Consider the following 18,968-nt stretch of genomic DNA (forward strand, 5'->3'; position numbering starts at 1 on the left):
TCTTCTTTTTCAATAAGTTAATAAGAACAAGCGGTGAGATTTCGCAAACCTTTTGCAACATCTCGCCGCTTGCGTGTATTTAAAAGTGGTAAAACGATGTCTGAAAATATTCCCAATACTGTTCCAGCTAAAGTACGGCAACTTCGCAAAATTTCGCCATTTTGGTTATTGCCGATTGTTGCTTTTGTGATCGGCTGTTTGCTTTTTTTCCAAATTCTTCAAGAGCAGGGACAGAAAATTACCATTCGTTTTAGTAAGGGCGATGGGATTACCGCAGGAAAAACTGCTATTCGTTATCAAGGCTTGCAAATTGGTCAAGTAAAAAAAGTCTATTTCATCAATGAATTAAAAGAGATTGAGGTAGAAGCAGAAGTTAATCCCGAAGCGAAATCGGTATTAAAAGAAGGGACAAAGTTCTGGCTAGTCAAACCGAGTGCCTCTTTAGCCGGAGTGTCAGGGTTAGATGCGCTTGTTTCAGGTAACTACATCACTTTATTGCCAAATGATGATGAAGATGCCTCTAGTCAAGATGAATTTGTGGCTGAAGATGAACCACCTGCAGTGACCGTTGCTGATGGTGATTTATTGGTGAAATTAGTTGCTTCAGATTTAGGCTCAATGACTGTGGGGGCAAGCGTTTATTATCGAAAAGTGCCAGTAGGAAGCATTGCTGATTACCGCTTTACCCAAGATCAAAAAAATGTCGAAATAGACGTAGTTATTGATAAAAAGTACGCCAATCTTGTCAAAAAAGAAAGTCGCTTTTGGAATATCAGCGGTATTCAATTTAATGCAAATCTCACTGGGGTCAATCTCAATGTGGATAGTCTTGCTTCTATGGTGCAAGGGGCAGTTGCTTTTGACTCGCCTGATATGGCAACCAATGCCGAACAGGGCGAACGTTTTCAACTTTTCGATAACTTAAAATTGGCTCAACGAGGAACAGAAGTAAACATCACCTTGCCAATGATGTCGAATTTAAAAGTAAATGAAACGCCTGTTTATTACCAAAACCTGCAAGTTGGCGTACTTTCACACCTTGAGCTGAATGAAATTGAACAAGATTACTTCAAAAGCAAACCAACCAAAGCGACTATTCAAGGTAAATTATTGATCGACCCTGCACACACGGATCTATTACGTTCTGGCAGTCAAATTTTACTGAAAGAACCTAAATTTGCACTCAATAAAGAACAATTGAGTAAAGTGGGTGAGCTATTGAGAGGTGCTTATTTTGAAATCGAAAAGGGAGAAGGCGAACCTCAATTAACCTTTAATGTACAAAAAGAAACTGATTATTTACTCACTCGCCCTAATGTGCTGGCAATTACCCTTTCATCGCCACAATCTTATGGTGTAAGCGAAGGGCAGGGCATTTATTATAACGATATACAAATTGGCGAAATTGTGAAACGCCAGTTATCGCTTAACGGCGTAGAATTTCAAGGCATCATCTATCCGCCTTATCGTACCCTTGTCGCGGGGAACAGTAAATTTGTGGCGATCTCGCATTTAGATGTAGCCGTTGGCTTAGATGGTCTAAGAGTGCAATCCGCTTCTCCATCAGAATGGCTTGCTGGCGGTGTTCGTATCCTCTCAGATAAAGCTCAAGGGGAAGCGAAAAAACAATACCCATTATTCAAAGATATTGAGAGTGCAGAAGCTGGTATTGTAGGTAGTGAGAAAAAAGCAACGCTGAGTTTATCTGCTACAGAATTATCCAGTATTGATAAAGGCTCACAAGTGCTTTATCGCAACTTCCCGATAGGTGAGGTGCTTAACATTCGCCCACAAAAAACGAAGTTTGAAGTTGATCTATTTATTGAACCTAAATATCGCCATCTACTGACGGAAACTAGTCGTTTCTGGGTTGAACCAGCGGTAGAGGTAAACGTATCGACCAACGGTGTTAATCTCAAAATGGGTTCACTAATGCGAACACTCAAAGGGGCGATTAGCTTTGATAATCAGGGAACTAAAGATAGCAAGACCTTGTATAGCAGTTACACGAAAGCGATTTCTGGTAATACTTATATTACCTTGATTGCTCAAGATGCCTCTAAATTAAGCAAAGGAATGCCGATTAAGTATATGGGATTAACTATCGGCAATGTTGAAACGCTACAGCTAGACAATGCAAGAAAACAGGTGAAAGCCACCGCTTACATCGAAGGACAATATTATGCCATTGTCGCCAAAGCAGGTAGCAAATTTAATGCTGTTTCCCCTGAAATTGACACAACAGGCTTCAAAAATCTTGATGCTGCTATTCAAAACTACATCAGCGTAGAAGCAGGCAATGGCAAACGAAAAACGCAGTTCAAATTAGGGGCAACAGACACCGCAGATACACAATATGGTAACGGCTTCCCAATCATTGTGGAAACCAGCGACGCAAATGGCATCACCCTACAAGCCCCTGTAATGTATCGAGGAATGCAAGTGGGTATGGTACAACAACTCAGTTTAAGCGAACTCGGTGATCGAGTGCTGATCCATTTACGCATAGCCAATCAATATAAACACCTTGTCCGTAAAAATAGCGAGTTCTGGGCTTCCTCAGGCTACACAATGGATATCAGCCTCAATGGTGTCAGCCTGAACTCAGGCACAATGTCCCAATTATTTAACGGTGGAATTAGCTTCTCAACTCCATCAAGTAAGGTTGTTCAACCTCAGGCAGAAGCTAATCGCAGATTTTTATTACAACGTAAATTACCTGAAGAAGCATTAGAGTGGGATCAGGGGTTGGCGGAGTAGGAAAAAATTCCTATCTTATACTAGGGATTAACGACATAGTGGACAAAAGTGTTGGTAAAAGGTGGCTTAAAGCCTTATAGTACAAGGCTTTAAGCCTTCTTTTTGAAATATGAACAAAAAACTGCCCATTTTGCCAAAGTCTGAAAATAAAGAAACATTGTATACAAAATAATACTCAACGTTATTTTTGTAATGAATGTTATAAAACGTTTATCTTAAAATCTAAATTAGATCCAATTAAAATTTGGACTGATTACACATCTGGAAAACAAACCTATCAACAACTTGCCGAAAAATATCATTGTTCGGTTAGAACTATTCAAAGATATATTGATAAAGCCCCTAAAACAGCTTTAAAACCACCTTCAAATCGATACCTAAACATCATTATGGATACAACGTTTTTCTGTCGTTATTTTGGCGTATTAGTGCTAATGGATTCTAATTCAAATAATGTGATTTCCCATTACTTTGTGCGAACCGAAAAAGATATTTACTACAAACTTGCCCTGAATAGGTTAAGAGAAAAAGGCTATATCATTCAATCGATTACCTGTGATGGTAGATGTGGTTTGATGAAAGATTTAGGGGCTGACGTAGATTAGCTAGTATGCTAACCTACAAAAATGAAGATAACTCATTGTAAATTAAAGAAATCTATACAGAAGAAACTCCTTGAATTTTTTGTGTTAGAAGTAACAGCTCGATCAGTCGCAGATTTGCTAGGTATTCAGCCCAATTCAGCGATCCTGTTTTACCGAAAAATCCGTGAGGTCATCAGTAATCATTTAGCCCTTGAAGCAGATGAAGTATTTGACGGACAAATTGAGTTGGATGAAAGCTATTTTGGTGGACCTCGTAAAGGAAAACGAGGTCGTGGAGCAGCAGGAAAAGTGGCTGTTTTTGGGATATTGAAACGGCAAGGAAAAGTATTTACTGTGGTCGTCAATGATACGAAGACAACAACGCTAATGCCTGTTATAGCAAGGAAAATCAAGCCTGATAGCTGGGTTTATACCGATACTTATCGTAGTTATGATGCCCTTGATGTAAGCGAATTTCACCACGAACGCATTAACCATTCGGAATTGTTTGCAGTGAAACAAAATCACATCAACGACATTGAAAATTTTTGGAATCAAGCCAAGCGGATACTCCGAAAATATAATGGGATTGACCGAAAAAGTTTCCCTTTATTCTTGAAAGAATGTGAATTTCGGTTTAACTTTGGAACACCAAAAGAGCAACTTAAAACGTTGAGAAAATGGTGTGAAATTTAGGGCTAATCTACGTCAGCCCCTAAAAATGGTTGAAAATTTCAACGGGCAGCATTACAACATTTATCACTGTATAAGGCAAATATTATTTTAAAAAATAAAATTTTTACTAAAGAATAAGGAACTTATTGGAAAGTCTATGGACTACTGTAACTAAATAAAATATAGTAGGCAGCATTTTTATTCGCTTACCTAACATTCATTTTTTAGATTGGAACATTTTATGTCTGAACAACAACTTAATACCATTCAAAACCTAAAAACCGCTTTATCTACAAAAGAAATCATTGCTTATTTGGCTGAAAAATTTCCGTTTTGCTTTAATTTAGAAGGCGAAGCTAAACCTCTAAAAATTGGACTTTTCCAAGATTTAGTTGAAGCGTTGAGTGATGATGAAAAAATCAGTAAAACGGGGCTTCGTCAAGCATTACGTGTTTATACAATGAACTGGCGTTACTTACACGCATGTAAAGAAGGTGCTGTACGTGTCGGTCTTCAAGGAGAAGAAGCGGGAGTTGTTGAAGCTGCACAAGCAGAACATGCAGCACAATCTTTAGCCGAAGCTAAAGCAGCTTATGCAGAACGTAAAGCTCAGCAATTAAAAGAGAAACGCAAGGAAGAGCGTAAAACTTTCTTTAAACAAAAAGCACGTGAAGCGCATGCCAAAAAACGGGCTGAAACGAAAAAACAAGAAATGCCAAAAGCATCTTTAGAGAGTTTAGTCGCATTAGAAAGCAAATTTGCCAAAGGCAAAAAATAACCATTGCTATTAATAGGATAGATATGAAATATACTAAATTCACTACATTTGTAGGAATGTGCTTGGGGGTGATGGGCATTAATGCTTTTGCCGTCGAGCCACAAATAAAAGAGAGTGAGCTGGTTATCCCAGAACCATCAAATCAACATATTACTTCAACTAAACGTGTTACGGCTCGCTTAACACAATCGCATTATCATAAGTTTCAACTAGATGATGCTTTTTCTGAGAAAATTTTTAATCGTTATATTGATTGGCTTGATGGTTCTCACAATACCTTTTTACAGTCTGATATTGATGAATTGCGCGCTAAGTATGCAACCAAGTTAGATGAAGAACTCTATGAAGGCAAACTAGATATTGCCTTTGAAATGTATGAGTTAATGACAAAACGTCGTTATGAACGTTATAAATATGCTTTGTCTTTGTTAGATAAAGAGCCTGATTTAAAAGGGCAGGATCAAATTGAAAATGATCGTGAAAAAGCACCGTTCCCGAAAACTACCACAGAAGCTGATGAGCTTTGGTTGCAACGAGTAAAAAACGATATTATTAATCTTTATTTGAAAGATAAGAAATGGCCTGAAATCAAGAAAACACTGACTAAACGTTATAACTTGGCAATTCGTCGTTTAACACAAAATAAAGCCGATGATATTCTGCAAACTTATCTCAACGCTTTTGCAAGAGAAATTGATCCGCATACAAGTTATCTTTCACCTCGTGCAGCTAAACGTTTCCAAGAGAGTATGAACTTGTCTTTAGAAGGCATTGGTGCGACGCTTTCAATGGAAGATGATATTACGATCATCAAATCTTTGGTGCCTGGTGCGCCAGCAGCGCGTAGTAAAAAAATTGCAGCAGGTGACAAAATTGTTGGTGTGGGGCAATCAAAAGATAAAATCGAAGATGTGATTGGCTGGCGTTTAGATGATGTTGTCGATAATATCAAAGGTAAAAAAGGTTCGACGGTTTATCTTGAAATTGAACCTGCTAAAGGCGGCAAAACCAAGATTATTAGTTTAGTTCGGGATAAAATTCGTCTTGAAGACAGTGCGGCGAAATTAACTGTTGATAAAGTAGACGGAAAAAATATTGCTGTGATCAAAATTCCAAGTTTCTATATTGGTTTGACTGCAGATGTGCGTAAACTTCTCGAACAGATGAAAACCAAAAAAGCAGATGGGTTGATTATTGACCTGCGTGAAAATGGTGGCGGTTCTTTGCCTGAGGTAGTGGAATTAACGGGATTATTTATTAAAGATGGTCCTGTTGTTCAGGTTAGAGATGCTTTTAATCGTATTCGTGTTCACGAAGATACCGATAGTACAACATTATATGATGGCAACATTTTAGTGATGATTAACCGTCATAGTGCTTCGGCTTCTGAAATTTTTGCGGCTGCAATGCAAGATTACAATCGTGCGATTATTATCGGGCAGCAAAGTTTTGGTAAAGGTACTGTTCAACAAAACCGTTCTTTAAATATGGTTTATGATTTGGATCAAGAGCCGTTAGGTTTTATCCAATATACAATCCAAAAATTCTATCGAATTAATGGTGGCAGCACCCAAATTAAAGGGGTTGAAGCAGATATTCGTTTCCCTGAAATTATCAATGCAGAAAAAACAGGGGAAGGATTTGAAGATAATGCTTTGCCTTGGGATAAAATTCCTGCAGCAACTTATTCAGAAGTCGCAAAAGCTAGAGATGTAGTTGCACAACTCACTGAAAATCACGAAAAACGTATTGCTAAAAATCCTGAATTTATTGCTTTAAATGAAACTATCGCAATTAATAAGGAAAGAGATGATCGTAAATTTACCTCACTTAATTTAGCTTCTCGTCAAGAAGAGAGTAAAGCTGATGAAGCTCGTCGTTTGAAAGATTTAAATGCTCGCTTTAAACGTGAAGGTAAAAAACAGATCAAAGATCTTGAACAGTTACCAAAAGACTATGAAGCCCCAGATTTCTTCTTAAAAGAAACGGAGCAGATGATGGTTGATTGGTTACAATTTGATAAAAAATAATAAATACGTTTATAATGTGGAAGTTTATCAGGCCGCTGTTTAAGCGGTCTGATTTATTACTCATTTTCCTAATGGATTAAATTGAATGAAAAGTTTAACTTTTTTGTCAGTAATATTGTTTTCTAGTGCTGTGGTTGCTGAAAATGGAAGTGCGTTGAATGTTAGTTCTCAGCATAATGCTGCAACATCTGTTCCTGATGAGCAAATTTTGCCTCAGTTAAGTTTTAAAGCGCAATTAGTCCGTATTGCTGAACTGACACAAAATGCAGAATATCAATTTCAATTGGCTGAAAGAAAACGCGTTGAAGCCGAAAAATTAATTCATGCCGAGCAACGTATTCAACAAGAAACATTAGGCTATCATTTACTATTATCCAATACGACAGCAAAAGTATATCTCAATAATGAGTTTGCCCCTTTGTGGAAAGATAAAGTGGCAGAAAAACAGTTTTTAAAAGAATATGCAGTATTCGCCGTAAGCGGCGTTTCGCCTAAATCAGCTAATGCGTTACAACAAATTCTAAATATGAATGAGGGATTTGCTCGCGATATTCTACTCACAGATAGTTTCTTAGATTATCTCTATTACACAGAAAATGTTGATCAATTTTCAAATCAGTGGTTATATCATTTAGGAAGCTATTCAACTAAAACACCAACAGAATATCGTATTGCTACTTGGTTGGAAGCGATGAAACAAGATCGCCACGCTCAGTTTGTCACGGATCTAATACCTAAAAACCATATTTACCAAGAAACCGTACAAAAATTATTTGAAATATCATCTAATGATGCTCTCAATCAGGGTGGTAATAAATCAGCAAAATCTACAAAAGAGAATAAAGGTAGTGTAAACACGCCTTCATTTACTCAATTAGCACTTAATGCGCAGCGTTTACGTCTTATTCCAAGTTTTAATAATGGAATTTTTGTCAACATCCCAAGCTATCAGCTCTATTATTTCAGAGAGGGCAAACTTGTTTTACAGTCTAAAGTAATCGTGGGAAGAAATGATCGCAAAACACCTGTCATGTACAGCAAACTGAGCAACGTTGTCGTCAATCCGCCTTGGAATGTTCCATCAACAATTAAGAATAAAGATTTAGTACCAAAACTTCGTAAAGATCCAAGCCTTGCTGATAAATTAGGCTATGAAATTTTAGATGGGAAAGGCAATAAATTTAGTGCTCATAGTATCAACTGGGCAGCTTATGAAGGAAAAAATAATTTCCCGTATCATATCCGTCAAAAAGCGGGAGATGATAGTGCTTTAGGGCGTTATAAATTTAATATGCCAAGTTCCGATGCAATCTATTTGCACGATACACCAAATAGAGGGTTATTTAGTAAAAAAAATCGTGCGTTAAGCTCTGGCTGTGTTCGTGTAGCTAAAGCAGATGAACTAGCTACGTTATTATTGGCAGAAGCTGGGTGGTCATCACAGAGAAAACAGGAGGTTCTTGCAAGTAAAAAAACAATATCTGCACCTATTCGTTCAGATAATCCTGTTTATTTATATTATGTAACATCCTGGGTTGAAGGCGGTAAAATATACACCTTACCTGATATTTATCAATTTGATAAATCATTACCTAAAATCAACTTAGATTGGGAAAAAGTAAAAAGTGTGATCTAGTCCACAAAATAAAAAATTTCCGAAAGAGATAAGCTATTTTTTAGAACTTTCTTTTTGATAAAATGTCGAAGTCAGGCTGAATATATTTACCTTTAAGAGATTAAAGGAGAGATTGTCGGTAAATAACCCAAATGCGAGGATAAAATGGAACAAACAAATTTACAACGCCGAAGATGGCTTGCATTAGGCGGAATAGTTTTGGGTGCAACCTTGTTACCTAATTTAGTTCATGCGGTAACGTCAACTCCAAAACCTCTTATTCTACGTTTAAAACGCTTAAGTACAGGCGAGACCTTATCGGCTAATTATCACACTAACGGATTTGTTACAAAGGATCTTAACAGATTAAATCATATTATGCGCGATGTGCATATCAACAGAATTAAGCGAATTGACCCAAAACTATTCGTAAAATTAACTCAAATTCAAGCTCGCTTGGGTCTTCGTAAATCTGAAATTCTTATTGTAAGCGGATATCGTTCTGCTCAAACAAATGCTAGATTACGCCGTCGTAGTCGAGGCGTTGCTAGCAATAGCTACCATATTTTAGGTAAAGCCATTGATTTCCGTATTGAAGGTGTTCCTCTTGCCCGCATAAAAGCGGCAGCAGAAAGCCTGAATAACGGGGGGGTTGGTTATTATCCTCACAGTAATTTTGTCCACGTCGACACTGGCCCTGTTCGTACTTGGCGCGGTTCATAAGCGGTTTGATTTTATGTTTAATTTGCAAATTATCCCTGTAAGTGTTTTCCAACAAAATTGTTCTGTTGTTTGGGATAACGAAAAAAATGCAGCAATTATTGATGCTGGAGATGATGCAGACAAAATAATTCGGTTTGTAGAAGAACAACAATTAAATGTTCAGAAGCTATTGATTACTCACGGTCATCTTGATCATATTATGGCTGTTGATCAATTGAGAAAACATTTTAATGTTGATGTCTTTGGCTCTCATCAAAACGATCAACCTCTTTTTGAACAACTTCCTAATATTTGTCAGAGCTACGGGCTTCCTTCATCGCCCGCTTTCTTACCGGATCACTGGCTAAATGCAGGTGATAAAATTCAAATTGGAGCTTTAACATTCCATATTCGCCATTTACCAGGCCATTCACCAGGTCATATCGGCTTTTTTGATTTTGAGAATAAAATTGCCTTTAGTGGCGATGTGCTTTTCAAAGATAGTATTGGAAGAACCGATTTATACCAAGGTAATTTTGAGCAGCTCATTTATACAATAAAAACACAACTATTTGATTTAGAAGATGATTTTATCATTATTCCTGGACACGGATCTCATACCACAGTAGGACGTGAAAAACAACATAACCCATTTTTAAAGTAGTCATATGAAAAAAATTAAACTTCTATTTTTAGTACTCAGTACCGCTTTTCTAACCGCTTGCACCTCTTCTATTGATCCTGAAACTGGCACCCGTTCAGATCCATTGGAAGGATTTAACCGAGCAATGTGGAAAGTCAATTACGAATATCTCGATCCTTATATTCTTAAACCTGTAGCAAAGGGCTGGCGAGATTATATGCCAAGCCCAATTAAAACAGGTTTAGTCAATGTGGCAAATAACCTCGATGAACCTGCCAGCTTTGTAAACCGATTAATTGAAGGGGAAGGACAAAAAGCAATGGTACACTTTACTCGCTTTTGGTTTAACTCTATTTTTGGATTAGGCGGGTTAATTGACTTCGCGAGTATGACCAATGATCTTAAAATTGATAAACGTAGAGAATTTGGAGATACTCTAGGCGCGTATAATGTGCCTACAGGACCTTATGTGATGTTACCAATGTATGGACCCGCAACGCCTCGTCAAGATTTAGGTCGATTAGTAGATACTAGTTATCCAGTTTTATCTTTACTCGCTACACCTTGGAGTATCACAAAATATGTCGTACAAGGAGTAGATTCCCGTGCACAGCTTATAGGACAAGAAGCGTTATTGAAGCAATCTCAAGATCCTTACATTACTTTCCGAGAAGCCTATTTTCAAAATTTAGAGTTTAAAGTAAAAGATGGTAAAACAGAAAATAGTGAGCAAGAAACATTATCTGAAGAACAGCTAAAAAATATTGATTGATGATTTACCTGTAAAAATTTACACTAAAACGCAAAATTTCTATTGACACTGTGTGTTTAAACAGTAAAATAACTGTATAAACACACAGATTTATTTTAGAGGATTTTTATGGCGTATCTTAGATCACTAACATTGGCACAATCCCATCAGCCTTTACCCCTTTATCGAGATTCTAATATAAAGCACCCAATCAAACTGGATCTCTATTCTCTTTATGTTCGTCGTCCTTCTGAAACCTTTCTGGTTCATGTGAAAAACCCTAATTTAATTGCATGGGGGATCGAATTAGATGATTTGTTAATTGTAGAGAATAATCAATCTGCTGAAATTAACGATCTTTTGGTATTAGAGAAAAATCAAGAGTATAAGTTCTACCAATTTTTCAGTGAGATTAATGGAGAGAAAATTTTATTTTCTTTAGACACCTCAGAACCTAATTTACGTATTAAAGAGTGGAGTGACGTCAATATCGCTGGGGTGATTACAAATATTGTACATCAAGTAAAACATCGCGCATTACAAAAAAACAGATTGTCTAACTGATAGGGATAATAGATAAAATACTTGCTAATGGGTATTTTTAATTATTCTTAGCAACTCTTTTTATTTAAAAAATCTTGTATAAACAACATATTACGCCTTTTTGTTAATCAGTTATGATTATTTAATTTTTGCTTAAGCTCGCTAAATAATTCCTCTAAGCGATTTATTGTATTTTCTATATTTAATTCAGAATATTTCTCATAGGTAAAAATAAAATCCATATAACGCTTTAAGCCTGGTATAAGCACTTCTTGCATTACGACGTTTATAAGGGAAATGGTCTTTTTTATTGGCTTTATCACTTCGTTCTTTTAAAAACGTTTGGTGTTTTATAAACTAAGGACGTAATCGCTAATAAAATTCATTTTTTAAGATAAACGTTTTATGACATTCATTACAAAAGTAAGGTTGAGTATTATTTTGTATACCATGTTTCTTTATTTTCGGACTTTGGCAAAATGGGTAGTTTTTGTTTATATTTCAAAAAAAGTGGCTTAAAGCCTTGTACTATAAGGCTTTAAGCCACTTTTTAGCAACAAATTTGTCTATTACACCAATTTACTTCAACTGAGCAAAGGCTTGTAGCAAGTCTGCTTTAATATCCTCAACGTGTTCAAGCCCCACCGAAAAACGCAAGAGCTTATTACACACACCACGAGCGATACGTTCTGCTTCAGGAATATCCATATGGGTTTGGGTTGCAGGGTAAGTAATAAAACTTTCTGTACCGCCTAAACTTTCCGCAAAGGTAATCATCTTGATCGCTTTTAAGAATGGATTAACCCAGTTTTCATCTTTCAAGCGGAAAGATAACATACCGCTTTTACCAGAATAAAGCACATCTTGCACTTGCGGTTGTTCCGCTAAGAATTTAGCGAGTTCAGTCGCATTTTGTTGGTGACGCTCAACACGCAACGCAAGGGTTTTTAAGCCACGAATAATCATATAAGCGTCAAACGGTGAAAGCACTGCCCCAGCACCATTTTGCAAATAGAACAAGCGGTCACATAACGCTTGCCCTTTTGCTACCACTAAGCCAGCTAACACATCATTATGTCCTGCCAAATATTTGGTTGCACTGTGAATAACAATGTCTGCCCCAAGTTCAATCGGGCGGAATAATACTGGTGTTAAGAAAGTATTATCGACAATCAGCAGTAAATTGTGCTTTTTAGCAATTTTCGCAATCGCTGCGACATCACACTCTTCCATCAATGGATTAGACGGTGTTTCAACAAAAATCGCTTTAGTATTTGGATTAATCGCTTTCTCAATAGCATCAAGATCTGCCGTGTTCACATAAACAGGCTTCACAGTATTGTTATTTTTATAGCTAAAATCTAACAAGCGGTAAGTTCCGCCATAAACATCGCTAGAAATAATCCACTCGTCAGGGGCAGTAAAGAGCGACATCACCAGTTGAATTGCCGCCATACCTGAGGCTAACGCAAAACCTGCATCGCCGCCCTCTAAGTCCGCAATGCCTTGCTCAAGTACACTACGAGTTGGGTTTTTGGTACGAGTATAGTCAAATCCAGTAGACTCGCCGATCCCCATATGTCCATAGGCAGTCGAAAGGAAAATCGGGGTCGCCACCGCACCGGTACGCTCATCAGTACGATTACCCAGTTGGACTAAAGTACTTTCAATGTTGTTATATTTCATATCTATCCTTTTGCAAAATTTTGATTAAATCTGACCGCTTTTCTTTATTATAAATTGTTTAAATCCAACACATCGGTCATATCAAAAAGACCGTTTTGTTTGGTTTGAAGCCATTTTGCTGCACGCACAGCACCGTTAGCAAACGTCATTCGGCTTGAAGCTTTATGGGCAATTTCAACACGTTCGCCTTCATCGGCAAACCAAACACTGTGTTCACCGACTACATCACCTGCACGGATCGTGGCAAAACCGATTTCATCACGCTTACGTTCCCCTGTGATCCCTTCGCGCGCAAATACGCCGTGCGTTTTTAAATCACGACCTAAGGTTTTGGCAATATGTTCGCCCATTGAAAGCGCTGTGCCAGATGGCGCATCAACTTTATGGCGGTGGTGAGCTTCAATCACCTCAATATCGCAATAATCGCCCATCACTTTTGCCGCTTTTTCTAACAGTTTAAATACTAAGTTCACCCCAACGCTGTAATTGGAAGCAAAGACAATACTGATTTTCTCTGATGCAGATTTAATCGCCTGTTTGCCCGCATCATCAAAACCAGTTGTACCGATCACCATTTTTTTATTATGTGCGACACAAAAAGCGATGTGTTCCAACGTCCCTTCAGGGCGAGTAAAATCAATCAACAGATCAAAATGATTGACCTGTGAAGCTAAATCGTCCGTGACAGTCACGCCTAAATGCCCAATACCAGCCAACTCGCCAGCATCAGCCCCGACTAATGATGATCCTTTACGTTCAAATGCTGCACCTAATTCCACGCCCTCTGCGTTATTTACGGCTTGGATCAACTGACGACCCATTCTGCCACCAGCACCGACAACGCCAATTTTTAATGTCACTATAAATCCTCTATAAAATGTTGTGATAAGCGGTTGGATTTTACAAGAAAGTTACGTTTTTGAATACAGAAAGATAAGCATCCAAATAGAGAAAACCCGATCTGCGAAGATCGGGTTGGTCTATAGTGAATAGCTTATTCAGGTCTTACCCCTAAAGTATGACAAATAGCATAACTTAATTCTGAACGGTTTAAGGTATAAAAGTGGAAATCTTTTACTCCCTCTTTAGAGAGGATTTTCACCATATCCATTGCAATACTTGCCCCTACAAGGTTACGCGTAGTTTGATCATCGTCTAAACCTTGATACATTTTCGCCATCCAGCTAGGGATTTTTACATTGGTAATTTTTGCCATCTTTTCTAACTGTTTGAAGTTCGACACAGGTAAAATGCCAGGCACGATTTCAACATCAATCCCCACCGTTGCACAACGATCACGGAAGCGAAGATAGCTATCAATATCAAAGAAAAACTGAGTAATAGCACGGCTTGCACCTGCGTCAATTTTCTGTTTCAAATAGAGCAAATCAGATTGGGCTGATTTTGCTTCAGGGTGAACCTCAGGGTAAGCGGCAACAGAAATCTCAAAATCGGCAACCTCTTTTAACAGTTTTACTAAATCCGACGCATAAAAAGGTTTCTTCGCATAGCCAGTAGGCTCATCGCCACGCAAAGCCACAATGTGACGAATGCCACTGTCCCAATAATCTTTTGCAATAGCACGAAGTTCGTCAGGGGTTGCATCAATACCTGTTAAATGTGGAGCAGCGACAATCCCTGTTTCTTGTTGAATGGTTTTTACGATAGAGTGCGTGCGATTACGTTCCCCAGAGTTTGCACCATAAGTCACAGAAACAAACTTCGGTTTAAGCACTTTCAAACGGTGAATAGAGTCCCATAGCAACGTTTCCATCTTTTCATTTTTAGGCGGAAAAAATTCAAAAGACACATTAATTTTGCCATTTAAGTCGGCAACACTTTGATTTAAAAGATCAATCTCTTTTGCATAACTCATTCAACACCTCTATCGAGCTTCTATTGCTGTTATTTATATAATGTTTAGTTTGCATACTGCTGTCTTTTTTAGACGTTTAGATGGCTAAAACTTTAAAATGCCAGCGATATGATGTCAATAAAATTATTTTCATTATTTCATGAATTTAATTTATGTAACTTGCAGATAATGATGAAAATTTTTAAATGTAAATTTTTTGTTAAATTTGTTATCTGATGGTATTATCCCGTTGCTTGTAAAAAATACAACATCTGCTGTTTTTATTTTCAAACTCAATTAAGCGGTATCAGGTCGCATTTAAGGGGGAAATAATGCTATCTCAACTCACTACACCAAAAGGGCAAGCTATTCAACTAAATCATGATGGTTCATTGTCTGTTCCAAATTACCCAATTATTCCTTTTATTGAGGGAGACGGAATTGGCGTTGATGTCACACCAGCTATGCGTTTTGTAATTGATGCTGCGGTAGAAAAAGCCTATCAAGGTCAACGAAAAATTGACTGGTTAGAGATTTATGCAGGGGAAAAAGCTAACCGACTTTACGGTGAAAACACATGGCTACCCGAAGAAACATTAGCATCAATTAAACAGTATCATATTGCGATCAAAGGTCCATTAATGACCCCTGTCGGCAAGGGGATTCGTTCTTTAAACGTAGCAATGCGTCAAGAGTTAGATCTCTATAATTGCTTGCGTCCAATCCGTTACTACCACGGTACGCCAAGTCCTGTGAAATATCCAGAATTAGTGGATATGGTGATCTTTCGTGAAAATTCAGAGGATATTTATGCTGGGGTAGAATGGGCGCCAGGTTCCTATGAAGCTGAAAAAGTAATCGCTTTTTTACAGCAGGAAATGGGCGTGAAAAAAATTCGCTTCACGGAAGAATGTGGCATTGGTATTAAGCCCGTTTCACAAGAAGGGACTCAGCGTTTAGTGCGGGCTGCATTACAGTACGCGATTGATAATGATCGTAAATCACTCACTTTAGTGCATAAAGGCAACATCATGAAATTTACCGAGGGGGCATTTAAAGAGTGGGGATACCAAGTTGCCAAAGACTTTGGTGCAGAGCCAATAGATAATGGCTCTTGGCATCGTTTAAAAAATCCAAATACAGGACGAGAGATCATCATCAAAGATTGCATTGCTGATGCTTTTTTACAAGAAATTTTATTACATCCAAGTGATTACGATGTGATTGCAACGCTTAATCTTAATGGTGACTACATATCCGATGCACTTGCGGCACAAGTTGGCGGTATTGGTATTGCACCTGGTGCAAACATAGGGGAAGAGGCGGCTATTTTTGAAGCAACGCATGGTACAGCGCCTAAAATCGCAGGTCAAAACAAAGCAAATCCAGGCTCGATCATACTCAGTGGCGAAATGATGCTACGCCATTTAGGTTGGACTGAAGCGGCAGATTTAGTGGTAAACGCAGTATCCAAAACCATCTCAAATAAGACAGTGACCTTTGATTTTGCGGAAACATTAGAGGGAGCAACACTCCGTACAACTTCGGAATTTGCCCAAGATATTGTCGCCAATATGTAACCGCTTATACACATAGAGATAATCATGCAATTTTGTGATCTTGTTAACAAAATGTAAAATTTGTTAAATTTATTGCTTGTCGTTTTTACTCTCTCTGTTATGATTATCTCATCGCTCATTTTTTATCTATATTGAAGTGGGGATCATCATTATGTCTTTCTTAACTGAATACCAAACACATGTTTTTGAACGAGCTGCACAAGGTATTGTGCCACTGCCATTAAATTCAGCGCAAACAGCAGAGCTTATTGAATTACTTAAAGAACCTGCTGATGCAGATAAAGCATTACTCTTGCACCTCTTTGAAAATCGAATACCAGCAGGGGTTGATGAAGCAGCCTATGTTAAAGCCAGCTTTTTAGCAGCCTTAGTAAAAGGGGAAGCAGTTTCGCCGCTCATTTCCCCACAACAAGCCGTCAGCTTGCTAGGCACAATGCAAGGGGGGTACAACATTGAACCGCTTGTTGAAGCACTTGATGATCCAAGCCTTGCTCCTATTGCCGTCAAAGCACTCTCTCATACGCTCTTGGTATTTGACAGTTTTCATGATGTGGCAGAAAAAGCGAAGCAAGGAAACCGCTTTGCTAAAGAAGTATTAACCTCTTGGGCCAATGCTGATTGGTTTTTATCTCGTCCAAAATTAGCCGAAAAACTCACACTGACCGTGTTTAAAGTGACAGGAGAAACCAATACAGATGATCTTTCGCCTGCACAAGATGCTTGGTCACGCCCAGATATTCCATTGCACGCACTGGCTATGCTTAAAAATGAACGGGAGGGTATTGAACCTGACCAAGCTGGTGTAGTTGGTCCAATGAAACAGATTGAAGCCCTTAAACAAAAAGGTTTTCCACTTGTTTATGTTGGCGATGTTGTAGGAACAGGTTCTTCACGTAAATCGGCTACAAATTCGGTCTTATGGCTCATGGGAAATGACATTCCTTACATTCCTAATAAAAGAGCTGGAGGTGTGGTATTAGGCGGTAAGATTGCTCCTATTTTTTTCAATACGATGGAAGATGCAGGCTCATTACCCATTGAAGTGGATGTAAGCCAATTAAATATGGGCGATGTAATCGACCTCTATCCCTATGAGTGCAAAATTTGTAAGCATGGCAGTGACGAAGTATTAGCCCAGTTTAGTCTTAAAACGAATGTGCTTCTTGATGAAGTTCGTGCAGGCGGACGTATTCCATTGATTATTGGTCGAGGTTTGACACATAAAGCACGCATGGCACTAGGATTGCCAGAAAGTGAAGTGTTTGTTAAACCTCAAATACAGGCTAAAACAACAGTCGGCTACACACTTGCACAAAAAATGGTTGGGCGAGCTTGTGGCGTGGAGGGCATACGCCCAGGGCAGTATTGCGAACCTCGAATGACAAGTGTTGGCTCACAGGATACCACAGGTCCAATGACCCGTGATGAGCTTAAAGATCTCGCTTGTTTAGGTTTCTCAGCTGATTTAGTGATGCAATCATTTTGCCACACGGCCGCGTACCCTAAACCTGTAGATGTTGTGACACATCATACCTTACCTGATTTCATTATGAACCGAGGCGGTATTTCACTACGTCCAGGTGATGGTGTTATTCACTCTTGGCTTAATCGAATGCTATTGCCCGACACCGTAGGTACAGGTGGCGACTCACATACACGTTTTCCGATTGGCATCTCATTTCCTGCAGGTTCAGGCTTAGTTGCCTTTGCGGCTGCAACAGGAGTAATGCCATTAGATATGCCAGAGTCTGTTTTAGTCCGTTTTAAAGGCGAATTGCAACCAGGCATTACCTTACGAGATCTCGTACATGCAATTCCCTATTATGCCATTAAACAAGGGTTATTGACGGTAGAAAAAGCGGGTAAGAAAAATATCTTCTCAGGTCGCATTTTAGAAATTGAGGGATTAGAGCACCTTAAAGTTGAACAGGCTTTTGAACTTTCAGATGCCTCAGCCGAACGTTCTGCTGCTGCTTGTACCATCAAATTAAATCAAGAACCGATCATCGAATATCTTCAGTCTAATATCATCTTACTAAAATACATGATTGCTGAGGGTTACGGCGACAAACGAACCCTTGAACGCAGAATTAAAGCCATGGAAGAGTGGCTGGCTGTCCCACAATTATTAGAAGCAGACAGTGATGCTGAATATGCCGCTATCATTGAAATTGATTTAAATGACATCAAAGAGCCTATTCTTTGTGCCCCAAATGACCCTGATGATGCTAGAACACTTTCCGAAGTGCAAGGTCAACAAGTCGATGAAGTCTTTATTGGCTCTTGTATGACGAACATAGGTCATTTCCGTGCCGCAGGTAAATTGCTTAACCAGCATCAAGGCATGATCCCAACACGTTTATGGATTGCTCCACCAACTAAAATGGATGCAACACTACTTAGTGAAGAGGGCTATTACAGCATTTATGGCAAAAGTGGAGCAAGAATTGAAATACCAGGTTGTTCACTTTGTATGGGAAATCAAGCTCGTGTAGCCGACGGCTCAACCGTTGTTTCAACCTCTACACGCAATTTCCCAAATCGCATGGGTAAAGGCTCTTTTGTCTATCTTGCTTCTGCAGAGCTTGCGGCAGTCTGTGCATTACTAGGACGCATTCCCACATGGAAAGAGTATTTAGATTATGTACAACGCCTAGAGGCAGATAAAACGGATACATACCGCTACATGAATTTTGACCAAATTCAACGTTATACCCAAAAAGCAGATAACCTCATTTTTCAAACAGCGGTTTGATTTTGCATAAA

At 38.6% G+C, this 18,968-nt stretch carries 16 protein-coding genes; 12 read left to right on the forward strand and 4 right to left on the reverse strand.

The genetic code is table 11. From position 1 onward, the window contains the following. Positions 1 to 96: 96 nt before the first annotated feature. From B0183_RS03240 to B0183_RS03285, 10 genes are all read left to right on the forward strand, one after another. A complete protein-coding gene (locus B0183_RS03240) occupies positions 97 to 2,760 on the forward strand; it encodes a PqiB family protein (protein WP_078208327.1) in 2,664 nt (887 codons plus the stop codon). Between the two features lie 389 nt (positions 2,761 to 3,149). Continuing rightward, the gene (locus tag B0183_RS13165; RefSeq protein ID WP_062923933.1) at positions 3,150 to 3,365 is read left to right on the forward strand and encodes a hypothetical protein; all 216 of its coding nucleotides are present in this window, start codon (positions 3,150 to 3,152) and stop codon (positions 3,363 to 3,365) included. Between the two features lie 21 nt (positions 3,366 to 3,386). Next, positions 3,387 to 4,040 (forward strand): IS1595 family transposase, encoded by a 654-nt coding sequence (locus B0183_RS03250; RefSeq protein WP_043896482.1) that lies wholly within the window; start codon positions 3,387 to 3,389, stop codon positions 4,038 to 4,040. Positions 4,041 to 4,260: 220 nt separating this feature from the next. Then, positions 4,261 to 4,797 carry an RNA chaperone ProQ gene (proQ, locus tag B0183_RS03255; RefSeq protein ID WP_021116583.1) on the forward strand — a complete coding sequence of 179 codons (537 nt, stop codon included), beginning with the start codon at positions 4,261 to 4,263 and terminating at the stop codon, positions 4,795 to 4,797. A 23-nt stretch (positions 4,798 to 4,820) separates the two neighbouring features. Continuing rightward, entirely contained in the window at positions 4,821 to 6,827 is a 2,007-nt protein-coding gene (gene prc / locus B0183_RS03260) for a carboxy terminal-processing peptidase (protein WP_035497160.1), read from the forward strand. A gap of 85 nt (positions 6,828 to 6,912) precedes the next feature. Further along, positions 6,913 to 8,463, forward strand: coding sequence for a L,D-transpeptidase family protein (locus tag B0183_RS03265; RefSeq protein ID WP_078208316.1), 1,551 nt, complete (start codon positions 6,913 to 6,915; stop codon positions 8,461 to 8,463). A 144-nt stretch (positions 8,464 to 8,607) separates the two neighbouring features. Next, complete coding sequence (locus B0183_RS03270; protein WP_021112051.1) at positions 8,608 to 9,165, forward strand: YcbK family protein; 558 nt, start codon at positions 8,608 to 8,610, stop codon at positions 9,163 to 9,165. A 13-nt stretch (positions 9,166 to 9,178) separates the two neighbouring features. Beyond that, entirely contained in the window at positions 9,179 to 9,808 is a 630-nt protein-coding gene (locus tag B0183_RS03275; RefSeq protein ID WP_035497157.1) for an MBL fold metallo-hydrolase, read from the forward strand. 4 nt (positions 9,809 to 9,812) lie between these two features. Beyond that, positions 9,813 to 10,559, forward strand: coding sequence for an MlaA family lipoprotein (locus tag B0183_RS03280; protein WP_010785966.1), 747 nt, complete (start codon positions 9,813 to 9,815; stop codon positions 10,557 to 10,559). Positions 10,560 to 10,667: 108 nt separating this feature from the next. Next, a complete protein-coding gene (locus B0183_RS03285; protein ID WP_010785965.1) occupies positions 10,668 to 11,102 on the forward strand; it encodes a LexA family protein in 435 nt (144 codons plus the stop codon). A 351-nt stretch (positions 11,103 to 11,453) separates the two neighbouring features. Here the strand turns inward: B0183_RS03285 and B0183_RS13170 are convergent, their stop codons facing one another. From B0183_RS13170 to metF, 4 genes are all read right to left on the reverse strand, one after another. Beyond that, positions 11,454 to 11,579: an IS1/IS1595 family N-terminal zinc-binding domain-containing protein gene (locus B0183_RS13170; RefSeq protein WP_415578911.1), complete on the reverse strand. Its 126-nt coding sequence runs from the start codon at positions 11,577 to 11,579 to the stop codon at positions 11,454 to 11,456. 81 nt (positions 11,580 to 11,660) lie between these two features. Beyond that, positions 11,661 to 12,767, reverse strand: coding sequence for a methionine biosynthesis PLP-dependent protein (locus B0183_RS03295; protein ID WP_021112056.1), 1,107 nt, complete (start codon positions 12,765 to 12,767; stop codon positions 11,661 to 11,663). 47 nt (positions 12,768 to 12,814) lie between these two features. After that, positions 12,815 to 13,627 carry a 4-hydroxy-tetrahydrodipicolinate reductase gene (dapB, locus tag B0183_RS03300; RefSeq protein ID WP_021118729.1) on the reverse strand — a complete coding sequence of 271 codons (813 nt, stop codon included), beginning with the start codon at positions 13,625 to 13,627 and terminating at the stop codon, positions 12,815 to 12,817. A gap of 134 nt (positions 13,628 to 13,761) precedes the next feature. Further along, positions 13,762 to 14,643: a methylenetetrahydrofolate reductase gene (gene metF, locus B0183_RS03305; RefSeq protein ID WP_021110489.1), complete on the reverse strand. Its 882-nt coding sequence runs from the start codon at positions 14,641 to 14,643 to the stop codon at positions 13,762 to 13,764. A gap of 311 nt (positions 14,644 to 14,954) precedes the next feature. Here metF and icd point away from each other — a divergent pair, with 311 nt between their 5' ends. Together icd and acnB are read left to right on the forward strand one after the other, a co-directional pair. Continuing rightward, positions 14,955 to 16,202, forward strand: a complete 1,248-nt coding sequence (gene icd, locus B0183_RS03310; RefSeq protein WP_078208317.1) for an NADP-dependent isocitrate dehydrogenase — start codon at positions 14,955 to 14,957, stop codon at positions 16,200 to 16,202. 151 nt (positions 16,203 to 16,353) lie between these two features. Continuing rightward, on the forward strand, positions 16,354 to 18,957 hold the full coding sequence (gene acnB, locus B0183_RS03315) for a bifunctional aconitate hydratase 2/2-methylisocitrate dehydratase (RefSeq protein WP_078208318.1): 2,604 nt from the start codon (positions 16,354 to 16,356) through the stop codon (positions 18,955 to 18,957). Positions 18,958 to 18,968: the final 11 nt, after the last annotated feature.

Source organism: Glaesserella parasuis (assembly GCF_002015085.1).
Classification (GTDB): domain Bacteria; phylum Pseudomonadota; class Gammaproteobacteria; order Enterobacterales; family Pasteurellaceae; genus Glaesserella; species Glaesserella parasuis.

Excerpts from the sequence above, each read along its gene's own strand:
- proQ (WP_021116583.1), top strand. The coding sequence starts at position 4,261 with ATGTCTGAACAACAACTTAATACCATTCAAAACCTAAAAACCGCTTTA.
- B0183_RS03280 (WP_010785966.1), top strand. The coding sequence starts at position 9,813 with ATGAAAAAAATTAAACTTCTATTTTTAGTACTCAGTACCGCTTTTCTA.
- B0183_RS03240 (WP_078208327.1), top strand. The coding sequence starts at position 97 with ATGTCTGAAAATATTCCCAATACTGTTCCAGCTAAAGTACGGCAACTT.
- B0183_RS03270 (WP_021112051.1), top strand. The coding sequence starts at position 8,608 with ATGGAACAAACAAATTTACAACGCCGAAGATGGCTTGCATTAGGCGGA.
- icd (WP_078208317.1), top strand. The coding sequence starts at position 14,955 with ATGCTATCTCAACTCACTACACCAAAAGGGCAAGCTATTCAACTAAAT.
- B0183_RS03250 (WP_043896482.1), top strand. The coding sequence starts at position 3,387 with ATGAAGATAACTCATTGTAAATTAAAGAAATCTATACAGAAGAAACTC.
- metF (WP_021110489.1), bottom strand. The coding sequence starts at position 14,643 with ATGAGTTATGCAAAAGAGATTGATCTTTTAAATCAAAGTGTTGCCGAC.
- B0183_RS13165 (WP_062923933.1), top strand. The coding sequence starts at position 3,150 with ATGGATACAACGTTTTTCTGTCGTTATTTTGGCGTATTAGTGCTAATG.
- B0183_RS03285 (WP_010785965.1), top strand. The coding sequence starts at position 10,668 with ATGGCGTATCTTAGATCACTAACATTGGCACAATCCCATCAGCCTTTA.
- B0183_RS03275 (WP_035497157.1), top strand. The coding sequence starts at position 9,179 with ATGTTTAATTTGCAAATTATCCCTGTAAGTGTTTTCCAACAAAATTGT.
- prc (WP_035497160.1), top strand. The coding sequence starts at position 4,821 with ATGAAATATACTAAATTCACTACATTTGTAGGAATGTGCTTGGGGGTG.
- acnB (WP_078208318.1), top strand. The coding sequence starts at position 16,354 with ATGTCTTTCTTAACTGAATACCAAACACATGTTTTTGAACGAGCTGCA.
- B0183_RS03295 (WP_021112056.1), bottom strand. The coding sequence starts at position 12,767 with ATGAAATATAACAACATTGAAAGTACTTTAGTCCAACTGGGTAATCGT.
- B0183_RS03265 (WP_078208316.1), top strand. The coding sequence starts at position 6,913 with ATGAAAAGTTTAACTTTTTTGTCAGTAATATTGTTTTCTAGTGCTGTG.